The sequence below is a fragment of the Rhizobium sp. CB3060 genome, assembly GCF_025200735.1.
Lineage (GTDB): Bacteria > Pseudomonadota > Alphaproteobacteria > Rhizobiales > Rhizobiaceae > Rhizobium.
In genome coordinates this window covers 768,746-784,963 of the sequence record NZ_CP104158.1, presented here as the reverse complement: position 1 = coordinate 784,963, position 16,218 = coordinate 768,746, and the positions used below count along the sequence as shown (strand labels likewise).

General features: G+C 60.4%; 16 protein-coding genes. 5 read left to right on the top strand and 11 right to left on the bottom strand.

Annotated elements, in window-relative coordinates; genetic code table 11:
• Window positions 1-8 precede the first annotated feature (8 nt).
• Both N2601_RS03875 and N2601_RS03870 read right to left on the bottom strand, forming a co-directional pair.
• Entirely contained in the window at window positions 9-515 is a 507-nt protein-coding gene (locus tag N2601_RS03875) for a superoxide dismutase family protein (RefSeq protein ID WP_104822520.1), read from the bottom strand.
• Window positions 516-658: 143 nt separating this feature from the next.
• Complete coding sequence (locus tag N2601_RS03870; protein WP_260303548.1) at window positions 659-991, bottom strand: hypothetical protein; 333 nt, start codon at window positions 989-991, stop codon at window positions 659-661.
• A 301-nt stretch (window positions 992-1,292) separates the two neighbouring features.
• On the opposite strand from N2601_RS03870, the gene N2601_RS03865 reads away from it, so the two are divergent.
• The 5 genes from N2601_RS03865 to N2601_RS03845 all read left to right on the top strand — a co-directional run bounded on the left by N2601_RS03865 (window position 1,293) and on the right by N2601_RS03845 (window position 9,756).
• Window positions 1,293-4,046, top strand: a complete 2,754-nt coding sequence (locus N2601_RS03865; RefSeq protein WP_260303546.1) for a DUF2339 domain-containing protein — start codon at window positions 1,293-1,295, stop codon at window positions 4,044-4,046.
• A gap of 73 nt (window positions 4,047-4,119) precedes the next feature.
• Complete coding sequence (locus N2601_RS03860) at window positions 4,120-4,773, top strand: HD domain-containing protein (protein ID WP_260303541.1); 654 nt, start codon at window positions 4,120-4,122, stop codon at window positions 4,771-4,773.
• Window positions 4,774-4,782: 9 nt separating this feature from the next.
• Window positions 4,783-5,631 carry an MOSC domain-containing protein gene (locus N2601_RS03855; RefSeq protein WP_260303535.1) on the top strand — a complete coding sequence of 283 codons (849 nt, stop codon included), beginning with the start codon at window positions 4,783-4,785 and terminating at the stop codon, window positions 5,629-5,631.
• A 125-nt stretch (window positions 5,632-5,756) separates the two neighbouring features.
• Window positions 5,757-9,002 carry an adenylate/guanylate cyclase domain-containing protein gene (locus N2601_RS03850; protein WP_104822516.1) on the top strand — a complete coding sequence of 1,082 codons (3,246 nt, stop codon included), beginning with the start codon at window positions 5,757-5,759 and terminating at the stop codon, window positions 9,000-9,002.
• Between the two features lie 73 nt (window positions 9,003-9,075).
• Window positions 9,076-9,756 carry a peroxiredoxin-like family protein gene (locus tag N2601_RS03845; RefSeq protein ID WP_104822515.1) on the top strand — a complete coding sequence of 227 codons (681 nt, stop codon included), beginning with the start codon at window positions 9,076-9,078 and terminating at the stop codon, window positions 9,754-9,756.
• 55 nt (window positions 9,757-9,811) lie between these two features.
• On the opposite strand, the gene recO is transcribed toward N2601_RS03845, so the two are convergent.
• The 9 genes from recO to N2601_RS03800 all read right to left on the bottom strand — a co-directional run bounded on the left by recO (window position 9,812) and on the right by N2601_RS03800 (window position 16,176).
• On the bottom strand, window positions 9,812-10,588 hold the full coding sequence (gene recO / locus N2601_RS03840) for a DNA repair protein RecO (protein WP_104822514.1): 777 nt from the start codon (window positions 10,586-10,588) through the stop codon (window positions 9,812-9,814).
• Between the two features lie 59 nt (window positions 10,589-10,647).
• Window positions 10,648-11,181, bottom strand: coding sequence for a response regulator (locus N2601_RS03835; protein ID WP_311319439.1), 534 nt, complete (start codon window positions 11,179-11,181; stop codon window positions 10,648-10,650).
• A gap of 200 nt (window positions 11,182-11,381) precedes the next feature.
• Complete coding sequence (locus N2601_RS03830; RefSeq protein WP_260303517.1) at window positions 11,382-12,134, bottom strand: Crp/Fnr family transcriptional regulator; 753 nt, start codon at window positions 12,132-12,134, stop codon at window positions 11,382-11,384.
• A gap of 82 nt (window positions 12,135-12,216) precedes the next feature.
• Window positions 12,217-13,158, bottom strand: a complete 942-nt coding sequence (gene era / locus N2601_RS03825; protein WP_104825037.1) for a GTPase Era — start codon at window positions 13,156-13,158, stop codon at window positions 12,217-12,219.
• 28 nt (window positions 13,159-13,186) lie between these two features.
• On the bottom strand, window positions 13,187-13,906 hold the full coding sequence (gene rnc / locus N2601_RS03820) for a ribonuclease III (protein ID WP_104822511.1): 720 nt from the start codon (window positions 13,904-13,906) through the stop codon (window positions 13,187-13,189).
• A complete protein-coding gene (gene lepB, locus N2601_RS03815) occupies window positions 13,903-14,649 on the bottom strand; it encodes a signal peptidase I (RefSeq protein ID WP_104822510.1) in 747 nt (248 codons plus the stop codon). The genes rnc and lepB overlap by 4 nt, the downstream gene beginning before the upstream one ends.
• A gap of 115 nt (window positions 14,650-14,764) precedes the next feature.
• Window positions 14,765-15,169, bottom strand: coding sequence for a holo-ACP synthase (gene acpS / locus N2601_RS03810; RefSeq protein WP_104822509.1), 405 nt, complete (start codon window positions 15,167-15,169; stop codon window positions 14,765-14,767).
• 40 nt (window positions 15,170-15,209) lie between these two features.
• The gene (locus N2601_RS03805) at window positions 15,210-15,797 is read right to left on the bottom strand and encodes a DUF2062 domain-containing protein (protein WP_104822508.1); all 588 of its coding nucleotides are present in this window, start codon (window positions 15,795-15,797) and stop codon (window positions 15,210-15,212) included.
• Between the two features lie 229 nt (window positions 15,798-16,026).
• Window positions 16,027-16,176 (bottom strand): DUF3563 family protein, encoded by a 150-nt coding sequence (locus tag N2601_RS03800; RefSeq protein ID WP_104822507.1) that lies wholly within the window; start codon window positions 16,174-16,176, stop codon window positions 16,027-16,029.
• Between the last annotated feature and the right edge of the window lie 42 nt (window positions 16,177-16,218).

Genomic DNA, 16,218 nt, shown 5'->3' with positions numbered 1-16,218 from the left:
GCGCAGGGCTATTCGATAACGGCGCAAGCCAGCCGTTTACCGGCGCCGCCGACGGGTTGGCTGCGGTAATCATCCGACTCCGCATGGATCATCAGCGTTCGGCCGCGAATGCCGTTTTTGCCGTCCAGCAAGACCATGCCGTTGAAGACCTGCGCCCTGAGCTTGCCGTCCTGGTCGACATATTGATTAGGCATGTCGCCGGCATGCGGGCCATTGGCCGCAAGCAGGCCGTGTTCGGCATTTGCGGGATTGAAATGGCCGCCGGCGGATTCGAAGCCGTGCGTATGGTCGCAATGATTGTTCTCATGGATATGGAAGGCGACCCATCGATTGGCGGGCAGGCCGGACACGTCGAGTTCGATCAGCACGCCCGTCTTCGCCTCGGTCAGGACCGCCCGTCCCGCCTGTTTGCCGTCGACACCGATAAAATTGGCAATTGCCGTCTGCTTGTCCTGCGCAGTCGCGGGCAGAGCTGCCGCCAAGGCCAGGGCCGCAGCAATAATGATCGTCCTCATGGAACATTCTCCCGTTTGAGTCGTGAAGGCAACGCATCACAGGGTCGGGTGTTCCCGCGAGAAGAGAAATGGGCAGGTCTTGGACGCAAAAAGGCCCGCCACTGTCCGGCGGGCCCTTATGATGGTATGGGCAAGGCGATCGCTCAGGCCGCCATGCTGCTGTCCACGTCGTATTGGCCGTAAGTGCTGTTGTAAGCATCCATCGGCGTCAACAGATCGAGGTCGTAAGCATTACTGGCCGCGGACATTTTGCCCGTCGTCGCGCTACCGGTGGGCATTTGCATCAGCTTTGCCATCAGGCTGCCCAATGCGCCATTCGCGCTACCGTTATCGACCGCATCGGTCTCGAGAATGCCCGGACGCTCGTCGGCTTCGCGCTCTTCACGACTCAAAACACCGTCGTCATTCGCATCGAGCCGCGAAAGCGTACCGCGATAAGGATAGGTACTATTGGATGTGGAAGATACATGGGACATACAAACCTCCTTGGGTGAGGAGCCGCCTCATGCGACGTCGTTTGTACGCAATACGTTCTGGTTAACTATGAGTGTTGATAGGCTGATTTGCCGCCCGGGTAAAGACGAATTGTTAATGAGTATTAACAATAGTTTTCAAGTTATAAATCGCTATTTCCTAATAAGTCTATGATGGCCGACCGCGCGGTGCGTCCCGCTCCCTATCTGGTAATTCCCTGTAATCATAGGGAAAATCGGCCGATTGGCCCTTCCTGTACTGGTCTTTTCGTATAATGTAACGACGGTAGCCCATGGAGTGGATATGACTGAATTGCTGCTGATCGTGATTGTGGTCGTGGGTATTTTGATCCTGCGCAGCTACAACCAACGGCTACAACGGCTGGAAAGCCGCGTTTCAGAGCTGCAAAATGCGCTTGCCGGCCATGTGTTGTCGGTCGGTGCAGGCGAATCAGCAGCAGCGGCAGAGTCTATTGAAGAGGTAATCGAAGCGTCCGAAACCGCGGCGCAGCCGTTGACCGAAGCCGCCGCAGAGACAACGTCAGACATGGAGGAAGCCGCCTTTTCCGATGGCGGCACGCCAGAGCAACAAGAGGACATGGTCGCGGCCGCCCTTCAGCAGAAAGACGAAAGTCTGGAGAGCACGATTGGCGCCCGCTGGGCCGTCTGGGTGGGCGGTATTGCGCTGGCGTTCGGCGGCATCTTCCTGGTCAAATATTCGATCGAAAGCGGCCTGCTCAGTCCTGCCGTGCGGCTGGTGCTTGCCGCCATCTTCGGCTTGGTCCTTATCGCTGCTGGCGAAGTCATCCGGCGCCGGTCCGAGCCTATGCTGGCCAATACCTTCCAGAACGCGATGATCCCCGGCGTGCTGACGGCGGCGGGTGTCGTCGCGCTGTTCGGCTCGACCTATGCTGCCCATGGCATTTACGGCTTCATCGGACCGGCGGCCGCCTTCGTCCTTCTGGGGCTGATTTCGCTCGCCACGCTTGGCCTGTCGCTGCTGCATGGCCAGGCGCTTGCGGGGCTTGGGCTCCTGGCTTCCATGATCACCCCGGTGCTCATTGCCTCGACGGCGCCAAGACCGTGGACGCTGTTCGGCTATCTCGTCTTCACTTGGCTCGCCACCATTGCGGCATCGCGCCTGCGCCGTTGGCACACCGTACCGTCTTTCGCCAATGCCCTCCTCAGCATCTGGCCGCTGCTTTACATCTTCAATAGCGATGTCGTTGACCTGACCCCGGTTACTCTGGCCATGCTGGCGATGATCGCCGGCACGATTTTCATCTGGCCCGGACGCTATGGAGCAGCCGCAACGATCGAGGAAGATATAGATTCGGCCGAAACCGAGGGGTTATCGGTCGCACCACCGGCCAGCCATTGGGCCGCGTTCCTGGCGCGCGCGCCGCTTGGAATGACGCTGACGGCATCGATCGGCAGCGCCGCGGTCGCCCTGGCCTTCCTCGTTTACAGTCTTCTATACGGATACCCGCTCCCGGACGCATCGCTTCTCTTCGCTGTGATCGTCGCCACCCTTGCGGCCCTCGGAGCCAGCCGCGTGTATGCGGCCTGGGCGGCAATCCTGTCGGCCATAGCGGCCGGCTTTGGCATGTTCATCGCCCTGATGCAGCCGGAGATCGGTGCGGAGCTGAACATAGCGCAGATCGTTCCGGCACTTTCCCATCTTGTCGTCTATGACGGTCTCGGCCTTGGCGCGATCTTTGTCATCGCCGGCTTCTTCTTTCTCAAGCGTTTTGGCGAAAGCGAGAAGCCCTTTGCCGCGCTATGGAGCGCGATCATGGTCGCCACGCCGCTGACGATCGCCGTGATCAGCTATGTCACCTTCGGCAACTGGATGCGCGACTGGCTGCATGGGCTTTATGGCATCGTGCTTGCTGCGGTCCTGATGGCGCTCGCCGAATTGCAGCACCGCCGTTCCCCGGAAGCCAACGGGGCCTTGCCGACCAATATCCTCGCGGCAGGCTCCTTCGCTGCCCTGGTCTTCGCTCTTCATACGCTGACCCATGACGCCACCCCGACGATACTGCTGCCGGTGCTTGGCATGGCATTTCTGCTCGCCGGGCGCGCCCGCTCCTGGCCGGCCCTGCCATGGACGATGGTTGCGGCGCTGCTCATCACCCTCGGGCGCATTGCCTGGCAGCCGACCATCGTCGACCCGGATGAACTCGGCACGACGCCGATCTTCAACATGCTGCTTGCTGGTTACGGCATCCCCGCGGCCCTCGCCGTCTGGGCCGCCTTCGAGCTCAGGCATTCGCAGGACCTCCGGCTGCGCAACACGCTGCAGGCGCTTGCGAGCTTCCTGGTGCTGCTGACCATCGCAATCCTGGTGCGCCATGCGATGAACGGCGGCGTCTTGAATGCAAACATTCCGACGCTCAGCGAACAATCGATCTACACATTGCTGGCGATCGGCGCCTCGGCGACGCTGATGGCGCTTGATCTCAGCGCATCGAGCCCCGTCTTCCGTTATGGCGGAATGGCGCTCGGTGTCCTCTCCGTCATCCTGATCCTGTCGTTGCATTTGCTCGGGCTCAACCCCTTCATGACAGGCGAAAGCACCGGCGGGATTCCTTTCTTCAACCTGTTGCTGCTCGGCTATCTGCTGCCGGCGATCGCCTATGGCGGCTTGGCGCTCTATGCGCGGGGCAGACGGCCACGGCCTTATGTGACGATGTTGGCCGTCGCCGGCGCGGTCATGGCCTTTGCCTGGGCGACGCTGTCGGTGCGCCGTTTCTGGCAGGGCGAATACATCCCGTTCTGGAATGACTTCATCCAGGGGGAAGTCTATTCCTATTCCGTCGTCTGGCTGCTGATCGGCATCGCCCTTCTTTGGCTTGGGGCGCGTTTCGATGCTCGCAGCCTGCGTATCGCGTCGGCTGCGCTGGTGTTCGTCGCTGTCGTGAAAGTGTTTCTGATCGACATGGCAAATCTCGAAGGCTTCCTGCGAGCACTATCCTTCATCGGCCTCGGCGTGGTGCTGATCGGCATCGGTCTTTTCTATCAGAAGGTTCTGACGGGGAGGAAAACGACGGAATGATTGCGGCGAATCTCTGCGCCCGGTAGGAACGCACGAGATCATTCCGACAGATCACTCCGACATGGGGCCGAAGATGGATACCAACAGGATGGCGCGGGCCTTTGCCCCGTTCGAGACGCTCGCCGCGCAGCTTATTCCACATGCGGCCGATGGCGACGACGGCTCGCACGACGTCGCCCACATCCTGCGCGTCTTCAAGAGCGCCATGTCGATCCAGGCCGAAGAAGGCGGCGATGCCCGCATCCTCGCCGCCGCCGTATTGCTGCATGATTGCGTCTCGGTGGAGAAAAATTCGCCGCATCGCGCCCAGGCATCGCGGCTGGCAGCCGAGAAGGCCTCGGGCATCCTGAGGGAGCTTGGATGGGCTGGCGAGGATATCGCCGCCGTATCGCACGCGATCACCACGCACAGCTTTTCCGCCAATATTCCGCCGGAAACGCCGGAGGCGAAAATGCTGCAGGATGCCGACCGGCTGGATGCGATCGGCATGGTCGGCGCTGCCCGTTGTTTCTATATCGCGGGGCGCCTGGGCTCGGGCCTCTACGATCCGTTCGACCCGCTCGCGACAGAGCGGCCGCTGGACGACAAGCGCTTCGCCATTGACCATTTCGAGACAAAGCTGTTCAAACTAGCGGATGGGTTTCAGACCGAAACCGGCCGCAGGTTTGCCGGCGAGCGGCACGAGCGGTTGAAGACGGTGCTGGCAATGTTCATCGACGAAATCTGAGGGCTATTCATGCGGATCAGCGATCTCTTCATCTATCCGCTCAAGAGCGCGCGCGGCATTGCCATTCCATCCGCCTCCGTCGACGCCTTCGGCCTGGTCGGCGATCGTCGCGCCATGCTGGTCGAACCATCAGGCCAATTCATCACGCAACGCGAATTGCAGGATCTTGCCCGCATCGACATCCAGCCTGGCCCCTCCTATCTGCGTCTGAAAATGGAGGGCAAGGCCGACATCATCGTGCCTCCGCCGCACCCGGACAACCGCATGGATGTCGTCGTCTGGAAATCGGATGTCAGCGCTTCTGTTGCCGACGAGGAAACCAACAAGGCCCTGTCGGCGTGGCTCGGTCGCGACGTCAAAATGGTCTTCTTCGACAGGCTCGCCAAGCGCGTCGCCAATCCGGAATGGGCCGGCGGCGACGCGCCGGTTACCTTCGTCGACGGATACCAGATCCTGATCACCACCACCGGCTCGCTGAAGGCGCTAAATGCCGATCTTGCCACCCATAGCGAGGGTTCGGTCGGCATGGAGCGTTTTCGCCCCAACATCGTCATCGACTGCGATGAGGAGTGGCCCGAGGACCGCTGGGCGGCGATCGAGATCGGCGGCATTCGGCTCGATCTCGTCAAGCCATGCGCCCGCTGCATCATGACGACGCAGGACCAGAAAACCGGCTCGCGCGACGTTCCGAACCCGATGCCCGCCATGGGCCGCGTCCGCATGTCTGCCGACCGCCGCGTCCCCGGTCCGCTCTTCGGCTGGAATGCCGCACCGCGCGGCGAAGGCACGGTAAAGATCGGCGATACGGTGACCGTGATCGAGGGGCGGCCCGAGGGCTGGTCATTCAAACGGCGATAGTGGTTCTACCACTTGTTTAGTGCTTGCGGGCATGAGGCAGCAGGTTCATGTTTATCGCCATATTGAAGACCGTTGGTTGCGGCTGAAGGAGCCGTGGCGCACCGGGCTTTTTCGAGGTGCGTCCGATGGAATGTGCGGGCTGCGGTTTCGATATTCAGAGCGGCTTTGCTTTCTGTCCGCGATGCGGCGCAAAGCAACCTATCTCCTGCGCTGCGTGCGGCTTTCCCTGCCAGCCTGATTTTGCCTTCTGCCCCCGATGCGGCGCCGCGATTTCCGACAAAGCCCCATCCGCAGCCAAGCAGATCATCGAGGCTCCGCCAGCAAAATCCGGGGACGATGCCGACCGGCGACCGGTAACCGTGCTTTTTGCCGATCTCTGTGGCTTCACGACATTGAGCGAGCAGATCGACCCGGAAGTGATGCGGGTGCTGCAGAACGAATTGTTCGAAGAGATGACCCAGGCAGTCGAGGCCTATGGCGGCTTTGTCGACAAGTTCGTCGGCGATGCGCTGCTGGCTCTGTTCGGCGCGCCGGTTGCCCATGAGGACGATCCGATGCGGGCACTGAATGCTGCGCTCAACATGATCGATCGGGCAACACAGGTCGGCGAGCGCTGGCAGCCTCGGGCCGGCGTGCCGCTGCGTCTGCATATCGGCATCAACAGCGGCCCGGTCGTCACCGGCGGCTTCGGCGCCGTTAGCACAAAATCCTATTCCGTCACCGGCGACACGGTGAATACCGCCCAACGCCTGCAATCCATGGCCGGCGAAAACGATATCCTCGTCGGGCCGCTGACCTATCGTCTCACCCGCCATGCCTTCGCTTTCGACAGCCTCGGCGCCCAAGCCTTGCGCGGCAAAAGCGGCAACGTGCTTGTCCATCGGCTGACAGGACCTTTGGAGGCACCGCATACGGCGCGCGGGCTAGAGAGTTTCGGCCTGCGGGCCCCGATGATCGGACGGGATACCGAATTGTCGCGGCTATTGACCTGTCTCGACCTTGCCTGCGGCGGTGCGGCGCAACTTGTCCGCCTCATCGGCGAAGCCGGCATCGGCAAGTCGCGGCTGGTCAATGAATTCATCGGGATCGCCGGCAATGCAGCCCGCTTTCAGGGCCTAGCCATCCGCAAGGCGACCTGCTCCCCTCTCGGCGAACAGTCCTATGGCACGCTTGCCGCGGTCGTGCGCAGTGCTTACGGCATCGGCGAGCGGGACAATCTCGACAGGACGCGACAATTGCTGGCGACGGGTTTCCGCGCGCTGGATCTCACGCAGGAGGATGTTGAGGGACTTTCGCCGCTCTTTCTGCATGTCCTCGGCCTCGGTGACCCCAGTGGAGCGCTGCGGCACATCGAGCCGGAACAGTTGCGGCGGCAGATCTTCTATGCGGTCCGCACGGTGTTCGAGCGGCGGCTGGCGCAAGGTCCCCTACTGCTTGTCATCGAGGATCTGCATTGGGCGGACGCGGCCTCGCTGGAAGTGCTTCGCTTCATGCTGGATCGGCTGGAGCGCAGCCGGCTGATGCTGCTTGCGATCTACCGGCCGACATCGCAGATCGACCCGCTGGACTCCAATCGCGTCAGCGTTACCGTCCAACGTCTTGGCCCACTCAACGCAACCGACGGGCAGAAGCTGCTCGCCGCGTTTTTCGGCGAGAGCCATAGCAAGCTGCCGGTCGCGATGCGCAAGCGCATCCTTGATCGCGCCGGCGGCAATCCGCTCTTCATCGAAGAGATCCTGCGGGGATTGATCGATATGGGCAGGCTGCACAATGACGGTCAACGCTGGCAAGTTGCGGCGGAAGAGACGGATGTCGATATTCCAGTCAATCTGCAGGCTCTCTTGCTTGCCCGCGTCGATCGTCTGCCGCAGGAGATTAGACGGTTGGCGCAGGAGGCGGCGGTGGTCGGCCCGAAGTTCGACACTGCCCTGCTCCGCTCCGTCGCCACCGACCCGACTGCCATCGATGCTGCGTTGGACTATCTCTGCGATGCAAATATCATCGAGGAATTGCGCGGGCCTGATGCCGGTGTTTCTCCCGCCTATCGCTTCAGCCAATCCCTGCTGCATGACGTCATCTACCATAATCTCCTGCTGCAACGGCGCATGGAGCTTCATCACCGGATCGGACGGGTTCTGGAGCGCCAATATGGCTCAGCGCCCGACCGGCCGGAGCATCTGTCACAGCTCGGTCATCATTTCAGCCTGACCACCGAGAAGGCAAAGGGGGCCAGCTACCTGATGGCTGCCGGCGATCTGGCGCGCAAGACCTACGCCAATGACGACGCGATGCGCCTCTACCGCCAAGCGCTTGCCGCCTTTGCAAACGAGCCGGAGGTGGCCCCGGAACAATTGGCGCTCCTGGAGCGTCTCGCCGATCTCTGCGGCCCTGCCGGTCGCCGCGACGCCGCCTTTAATCACTATCAGCAAGCGCTTGCGATCCATCGCACCGGAGACGATCGGATCGCTGCGGCGAGGATATTGCGTAAGATCGGCCGGCTGCACCTCGAGGCGGGCCGCCGCGATCAAGCGGAAGCACATTGCGCCGAGGCCGAAGCCATGATCGCGACGATCGATGCGCCGATCGAACATGCGCATCTCCTGCAGGAACGCGGTCATCTGGCGTTCCGCATGGGCGATCAGGCCGCTGCCGCTGAATGGGCTACGCAGGCCCTGCAGCGGCTGCAAACGCTACCGATCGACGGAACGACCGAGGCCGGACGGGAGGCAGCGCGAGCGATGGCGGAGGCGCTGAACACCAAGGGCGCGGCACTGGCGCGGCTCGGTCGTCGCCGCGATGCCGTACAGGAAGTAGAGCGCAGCCTTACCGTTGCCGAAAAGGCCGATCTGCAAAGTGCCGCGTGCCGCGCTTATTCCAATCTCGGCGTACTCTACACGATTGTCGATCCGGCCAACGCCATCAAAGTTTGCCGGCGCGGGCTGGAGGTCGCAACCCGGATCGGCGATCTCGGCTTCCAGGCACGCCTTCTCGCCAACCTCGCCGTTTCCTGCTGCACCTTCACGGATCGTTGCGCCGCCGAAGGTGTGCCGGCGGCGGAGAAGGCAGTGGAGATCGATCGCGCACTCGATCAGCGTGACCATCTCTCCGTACCGCTGATCGTCCTCGGGCAGATCCATCAATGCCATGGGCAGCCGAAGCTAGCTCGTAAGTATTACGAGGAAGCCCTTGAGGTCGCGAAGGAAATTGACGAACCGCAACTGCTTTTTCCGTGCTATGATGGCCTGGCGACACTGAGCCTTGAGCATGACGACATGGATGAGGCGGAACGGTATTTCTCGCTGGCACAGGATGTGTGCATCCGCCACAACCTCGATCCAGGCACACTCGTCGTATTGCCGTTTCTCGACTGATTGTCCTCGTCATGATGGTCGTCGGAGATCCATTGGGAGAATCGATTCAAGCACTTAAAGGGAGGAACGAACCATGCAGGAGAACCACGCCGGAAGACCATTGCAGCCTGGAGATCGCGCACCGAACGTCGTGCTGGATGCGATCACGCGGCAGGGCAAGGTCGCCATCGACGATTTTCGCGGCCAGAAGCCGGTGTTTGTCGGATTGTTCCGCGGGCTGCATTGCCCCTTCTGTCGCCGGCAGATCGCCGCCATGGCCGAGCTCACCGATGCATTGCAGGAAAAAGGCATAGACAGCCTGACCGTCGTCAACACGCCGATCGAGCGCGCCCGCCTCTACTTCCGCTACCATCCGCTTCCCAATCTGCTGGCGGCCTCAGACCCGGAACGGGTATCGCACAAGGCCTTCGGCCTGCCGAATCTTCAGTTTACCGAGGCTGAGAATGACTGGCCGCACAAGGTCAGCATGGATGCGGTGATGTCGATGCGCATCGATCTGCCGGGCGAGCTTCCAGAGCCCATGAACCCGATGGCAGCGATGGAATTCCTCGACAAGGCGGACGGCTATGAAGTCAACGAGGATGACAAGCGGATGATCGCCACCGGCGAAGGCCAGCTTGTCGGCGAATTCCTGCTCGATCGGGATGGTGTCATCCGCTGGTCGTTCACGGAGGTCGAAGAGGCTGGCCGCCATATGTTTGGCATTCCCGCCCCACGGGAAGTCATGTCGGCAGCATCGAATATGGCTGTTTGAAGCGCTTTTTCAGCTCTGAATTACGCCTTAGAGCATGATCCTTTCGGATTATGCTCTATCTTTTTGCGGCAATGCTCGGCCGCTCCTGTGCTTCTAAGGACGCCGCATTTAGCGCTTTCAACGCCGCCTGGACGAAGCCGTCGCGCGCTGCGGCGATCTCTATGCCACGCGGTTCGTAGACATGGCGATGCAGGAAAAAGCCGGTCAGGCGGAAGGCGGCAGCGAGACTGCCGGCATCCGCTGCTTCGACGGCGCCAGCGGCGAGGAAAGGCGGCAACACCAGCATCTTGTCGGCCCAAGGCAGGCCTGCGGCACGGCAGACGGCTCGCCCGGTCTTCGGCGAAACAAAGGCAAGATCGTCGTGCGTACCCGTCGCCGCGCACTCCGTCAGATCGAGGCCGAAACCCAGGTCATTGAGGACCGCCAGCTCGAAGCGGACGAAAAGTTCGCCGGCATCCATGGGGTTCTGCAGGTTTTCGAGAATCACATTCAGCGCATCATAGAGATGCGGATGCGGGTCACGCTCAGGCAGCAGGCGCAGCAGAGCGCCCATGGCTTGCACGCCATAGACGGCGGTCGCCGTCTCCATCAGCCTCGCCGCCCGCAATCGCACCGGCTCCATGCGGAACTCGCCGAGATGCTCATGCAGCCGTGCTCGCCAGGTCACTTCGACCAGATTGCCAGCCTGCAGCACCGGCTGCATGGCGCGGGACCGGCCGGAGCGCACCAACCCCATGTGCCGGCCGCGATCACGCGTCATCACCTCGGCGACGACACTCGTCTCGCCAAGGCGTTTGACGCCCAAGATGATCGCCTGATCCTGCCACTGCATCGGCCCGGTTCGTCCTATAGAATGTCGTGATTCGAGTTTAGGACAAACGGCAGGCGCTGTCACATGTCAGACGATCCGCTTGGTAGCGGGCTGCTTGATGGCTCTGCCGGTGCCAGCCTGTCGACGAACGCCCACATGGCGGCCTCGTCGAAAGGCTTGTTGAGCAACGGCACATGCCGCAAATCGGGTGGAAAATCGAGTGTATCGGGATAGCCGCTGACGAAGCCGAAGGCGATGCCGCGCTCCCTCAGCAACCGGGCAAAGCCGAAACTCATCGACTCCCCCAGATTGACGTCCAACATCGCAAAATCATAACGCTCGGTATGAATGGCGTTGACTGCCTGCTCCAGGTTCGAGGCGATTTCCACCTCCTTGACCCCAATGAGACGAAGGATTTCCTCCGCCTCCATGGCAATGATCAGATTGTCTTCCAAAATGAGAACGCGCTGAACCGTCATATCAGCGCCGTCCCCGCATCCCTGCGCCAAGCGGCGCCGTGCCCCGTAAACATTCCCACATCTATCCCTCCGGCGCCAATCATCGGCCCGTGTTGAATGGATGGCATTCCCCCATCCGTATTGGCTAGATCTCATGTGACATGACCTTGCCCTGACCCGCTTCGCACTTTTTGTCCCGCCGGACTATGGGCTCGTCATCATGCTCCAAACGCATTTGCCGCCGCGGTTAGTAAAAGGTGAAACTGGTCGAAAAGTGACGAAAATGTAGTCTATGCTGATACACTCGTCATGAACATTTAAAAAAGACATGTGGCGGCCACATCATTGCCACCACGTCAGATGAACGGTCGCACGCCCGCATCCAGCCCGTCCCACTCAGCGAGCGCGGCGAGTCCTTGACCATTCAACACGTCGCAGCCGCGTTCATGCCAGCGAATCAAGCCGCGTTCCGACAGCTTTTTCAATGTCTTGTTCGTATGAACGATGGAGAGACCGAGGGTGTCGGCGATGTGCTGCTGCGTGATAGGAATGACCTTGCTGCCGTCGAAGAGATGCAGGGCCTTAGCCCGTTGATGCAGGTAGGCGAGCAGATAGGCGGCTCTTTCCAGCGCGGACCTGCGACCGATGCTTAAGAGGTGTTCATCCAAAATGCGTTCTTCGCGCGCGGCGATCCACGTGAGATCGAAGGCGAGCGACGGATGCTTGTTGTAGAGCGCCATCAGTTCCGCACGCTCGAAAACACAGAGCGAGACCGGCGATAAAGCCTCGGTCGAATGCTGCATCTCGCCCATGATCGAGCCTTGCAGGCCGATGAGGTCGCCGGGCATCACATAGTTGAGGATCTGCCTGCGTCCGTCTTCGAGGGTTTTATAGCGAAAGCCCCAGCCGGAAAGGATCGTGAAAAGGTGGGCGCTGTGGGCACCCTCCAGAAAGATCGTCGCACCGGCGTCGACGACAAGCTCACCCTTCTTGAAATCCGAGACGAAACTCAGCTCATCGCGACTGAATTCGCGAAAATGCGGCAATCGCCGCAGCGGACAGAGCTGGCACGGCGTTTTTTTCCTGTGCATCGTCGTGGTCTTGACCATTCACGCCTCTTAGATCGCTTCGGTTGAAGCGATCTGTCCGATGGCAGTCGTAAGGTAAGACACTCAACGGGGAATTGTTCCCTCAGCGCGGAAACTCAAGTCCCATTTCGCGGAAGCGTTCCGGATCGTCGCCCCAATTCTCACGCACCTTGACGAAAAGGAAAAGGTGCACCGGCTGTTCGAGAATTTCGGACAGTTCCTTGCGAGAGGCCGTTGAGATCGCCTTGATCGTTTCGCCTGATTTGCCCAGCGCAATCTTCTTCTGGCTTTCGCGCTCGACATAGATCACTTGCTCGATCCGAACCGAACCGTCCTTGCGCTCTTCCCATTTTTCCGTTTCGACGTGCGAGGAATAGGGAAGCTCCTGATGCAGGCGCAGGAACAGCTTTTCGCGGGTTATTTCGGCGGCGAGCTGACGCATCGGCAGGTCTGAAATTTGGTCTTCGGGATAATACCAAGGACCCTCCGGCAGGGTCTTTGCCAGATAGTCCATAACATCGTCGCAGCCCGAACCGTTTTCGGCCGAAATCATGAAGGTCTGCTCGAAGGCGATCTTCTCGTTGGCGGCGGCGGCGAGCGCCAGCAGGTCCTCGCGACGGACGCGGTCGATCTTGTTCAAAACAAGGATCTTTGGCTGGGAAACTTCCTTCAATCCTTCGAGAATGGCTTCGGCATCGCCGCGTATTCCGCGCTCGCTGTCGATCAGGAGCATGATGAAATCCGCATCCTTGGCGCCGCCCCAGGCTGATGTCACCATGGCGCGATCGAGGCGCCGGCGCGGCTTGAAGATGCCGGGCGTATCCATGAAGACGATCTGCGCATTGTTGTGGATGGCGATGCCACGCACGATGGCGCGCGTCGTCTGCACCTTATGGCTGACGATCGATACTTTGGCGCCGACGAGCCGGTTGACGAGCGTCGACTTGCCCGCATTGGTCGGGCCGATGAGGGCCACGAAACCCGAATGCGTAGGGCCGATATTTTCAGCCGCACCTTCGCCGGCCGGGTCTTCCTGATTGGTCATTTTTTCCGTCATTTCTAGGCAGTCATTTTCATTTTTGAAGAGACTGGGGCTGCCATACACCTTCGCGCTCCAAAATCCGTGTCGCAGCCACCTGCTCGGCGGCGCGCTTGGAGCGTTCTATCCCGGTCTCGGGCGCCGTTCCCGCCACTTCCACCGTTACCGTGAAGCGGGGATCATGATCCGGTCCGCTGCGGTCATCAACCCTGTAAACGGGCGTGACGCCGAATTTCGCATGCGCCCATTCCTGCAATTCCGTCTTGGCATCGCGTCTGGCACCGTCCGCACGGATAGCCCGGCGCTCCCAGTAGCGCAGGATGAATTTGCGCGCCACCTCGAGGCCACCATCGAGATAGAGCGCCGCAATAAGGCTTTCCACCACATCGGCGCGCACGTTCAGCATGCGCTTGCCGGTCAACTTCTTTACATCGGCGCCCGTGCGGATGAAGAGATGCAGTTGCATCTCATCGGCGACTTCGGCGCAGGTCTCGGCGCTGACAAGCTGGTTGAGGCGCACCGAGAGCTCGCCCTCGGTCGCCGTGCCAAAGGTCTGAAAAAGGAGCTCTGCGATGCAAAGGCCGAGAACCCGGTCGCCGAGAAATTCCAGCCGCTCATAGTTGCCGGCCTTATGCGTTCGGGCGCTGGCATGCGTCAGAGCCCAGTCGAGGCGCCCCTTCTCAGCGAATTCGTGGCCTATGACGGCTTCAAGCCTGACACGATCCGCCTGCGGGAGCGTCTGGGTCTTCGTCATTCGACAACCTTGAAGATGCGGTCCCAACGCATGTTGGTCGGCCATTTCCAGATTTCGCGGAACGAGGTGTCGTGGCCGAGCGAGAAGAAAATAACGCTGGCACGGCCGATCAGGTTCTCAGCCGGCACGTAACCGACGTCGAAACGGCTGTCGTCGGAATTGTCGCGGTTGTCGCCCATCATGAAATAGTTGCCCGGCGGCACGACATATTCCTGGGTGTTGTCACCACGCGACGTCTGCGACAGATCGAGCGTGTCGTAGACCTTGCCGGTATCCGGCAGGCGCTCGCTGTAAACAGGGATGTCGTCGCCCGGCTCCTGGCTGTAATCCGAGGCGAAGGTTCCGTGCGGCTCCCGCGGGACAGCCTGGCCGTTGATGTAGAGGATATCGTTCTTCACCTGAATACGGTCACCCGGCAGGCCGATGACGCGCTTGATGTAATCGACATCCGGATTCGGCGGGAAGCGGAAGACCACGACATCGCCGCGCTTGGGTTCGCTGCCTAAGATGCGGCCGCTGAACAGATCCGGCGAGAAGGGCAGAGAATATTTCGAATAACCGTAAGCGAACTTATTGACGAAGATATAGTCGCCAACAAGAAGCGTAGGCATCATCGAGCCGGACGGAATGGTGAAGGGTTGAAATAGTACCGTGCGGATGATCATGGCCAGGACTAGAGCCTGTACGATGACCTTGATGTTTTCCCACAGGACATTCTGCTGTTTTTCGGCTTTCTCGGACACGCAGTCTTATTCCTTTTTCGCACCCCACCGGCGCACTTCACTTTCAGGCACTCTCTATCCGCTTCATACCACGGCGGCAATGGCGCAGGTATTAAAAGCGACACACGGTCGTCATTCAGCCCGCAATCGGCAGTGCTTCGATGATCACAAAGGCCTGAGCGAGAGGGAAATCATCGGTTATCGTCAAATGAATGGCGGCGCGATGATTTTCCGGCAGCATCGCCGCCAGCCTTTTGGCCGCACCGCCCGTCAACTGCATGGTCGGCTTGCCGCTCGGCAGGTTGACGACGCCCATGTCGCGCCAGAAAACGCCCTGCGCCAGACCTGTACCAAGTGCCTTGGAGCAGGCTTCCTTGGCAGCGAAGCGCTTGGCGTATGACGCAGCCTTGTTCTTGCGCCCTTCGGATTTGGCGCGCTCGATATCGGTGAAGCAGCGTTCGGTGAACCGCGAGCCGAAGCGTTCGATCGACTTTTCCACGCGGCGGATGTCGATAAGGTCGCTGCCTATCCCGATGATCATGAGAAGGCCCTCCAGCCAGCCGCTACGGCGCCGCGTTCCGTCAGACGCTCGATGCGTTCTCGGCAAGGGCCAGGCGTTCGCGCGCCCGCTCCATCAGCCGGGCCTTGCGGCGGCTCTTGAAGCTCTTCACGCCATAATAGGTCAACGCATAGACGACGACGCCCGTGACGATTGCCGGCGGAATGCCGCCGATCAGCATCGGCTTCAGGATCGGGTCCCAAATCTGCAGCAGATCGCCCTTATGCCACAGCGCCGGCAGATCGACGCCACCGCCCTGACCGCCGCTATCGCGCGCCAGGATCAGATGGCCGATTTCCCAGGTGAGGCCCCAGATGAAAGGATAGGTGATGGGATTGCCGGCCGCCAGACAGCCGAGCGCGGCCGCGATCACGTTACCGCCGACGACATAGGCGATAATAATCGCCATGATGAAGTGCACGCCGATGAACGGTGTCCAGGACACGACAATGCCGGCGGCAAAGCCAGCGGCCACCGAATGTGGCGACGCGGCAAGGCGCACAAGGCGTTTCCCAAAATATTGGAACGAGCGAATGAAACCCTTGCGGGGCCAAAGATGCTCCCGCAGTTTTTCACTCAACGTCAGTGGTTTTCGGCGGCGAAATAACATGCGGCTTATCTAGTGCAGGGAGGGCCGTCATGACAAGAGCGGCAAAGCGTATCTTGCGTCGATTATCCGGCCGCAGCGCCTGTACTCTTCAGAGCGCCACATGTTCAAGGAACATCAACGGGCCACTCCAGCTTTGTTTGAGGCGGAACATCCTGTCTGCTTTCGGCGGGATGCCCCAAGGGCGCAACAACAGGTACGCCCCTTCCCATTTTGCAAGTATTGTCAGCGATTAACGCTGGCGGAAGATACCGCGATCGACCTGACGCTGACGATATTCAAGGTCAAAACGGTCGTGCGAGCCATTCAGATAGGCCATTTCACGTTCTTCAGCACTCGGAACGCGCAGGGCGCGGGCGAATTTCTTGATAGGACCAAACATTGTCTTACTCATCTCTGTTTCGTTTCTTCGATGACCAGAAGA

Excerpts from the sequence above, each read along its gene's own strand:
- acpS (WP_104822509.1), bottom strand. The coding sequence starts at position 15,169 with ATGATCATCGGGATAGGCAGCGACCTTATCGACATCCGCCGCGTGGAA.
- N2601_RS03855 (WP_260303535.1), top strand. The coding sequence starts at position 4,783 with ATGCGGATCAGCGATCTCTTCATCTATCCGCTCAAGAGCGCGCGCGGC.
- N2601_RS03830 (WP_260303517.1), bottom strand. The coding sequence starts at position 12,134 with ATGGTCAAGACCACGACGATGCACAGGAAAAAAACGCCGTGCCAGCTC.
- N2601_RS03865 (WP_260303546.1), top strand. The coding sequence starts at position 1,293 with ATGACTGAATTGCTGCTGATCGTGATTGTGGTCGTGGGTATTTTGATC.
- N2601_RS03875 (WP_104822520.1), bottom strand. The coding sequence starts at position 515 with ATGAGGACGATCATTATTGCTGCGGCCCTGGCCTTGGCGGCAGCTCTG.
- N2601_RS03845 (WP_104822515.1), top strand. The coding sequence starts at position 9,076 with ATGCAGGAGAACCACGCCGGAAGACCATTGCAGCCTGGAGATCGCGCA.
- era (WP_104825037.1), bottom strand. The coding sequence starts at position 13,158 with ATGACCAATCAGGAAGACCCGGCCGGCGAAGGTGCGGCTGAAAATATC.
- N2601_RS03800 (WP_104822507.1), bottom strand. The coding sequence starts at position 16,176 with ATGTTTGGTCCTATCAAGAAATTCGCCCGCGCCCTGCGCGTTCCGAGT.
- N2601_RS03870 (WP_260303548.1), bottom strand. The coding sequence starts at position 991 with ATGTCCCATGTATCTTCCACATCCAATAGTACCTATCCTTATCGCGGT.
- rnc (WP_104822511.1), bottom strand. The coding sequence starts at position 13,906 with ATGACGAAGACCCAGACGCTCCCGCAGGCGGATCGTGTCAGGCTTGAA.
- N2601_RS03835 (WP_311319439.1), bottom strand. The coding sequence starts at position 11,181 with ATGAGATCTAGCCAATACGGATGGGGGAATGCCATCCATTCAACACGG.
- N2601_RS03805 (WP_104822508.1), bottom strand. The coding sequence starts at position 15,797 with ATGTTATTTCGCCGCCGAAAACCACTGACGTTGAGTGAAAAACTGCGG.
- N2601_RS03850 (WP_104822516.1), top strand. The coding sequence starts at position 5,757 with ATGGAATGTGCGGGCTGCGGTTTCGATATTCAGAGCGGCTTTGCTTTC.
- recO (WP_104822514.1), bottom strand. The coding sequence starts at position 10,588 with ATGCAGTGGCAGGATCAGGCGATCATCTTGGGCGTCAAACGCCTTGGC.
- N2601_RS03860 (WP_260303541.1), top strand. The coding sequence starts at position 4,120 with ATGGATACCAACAGGATGGCGCGGGCCTTTGCCCCGTTCGAGACGCTC.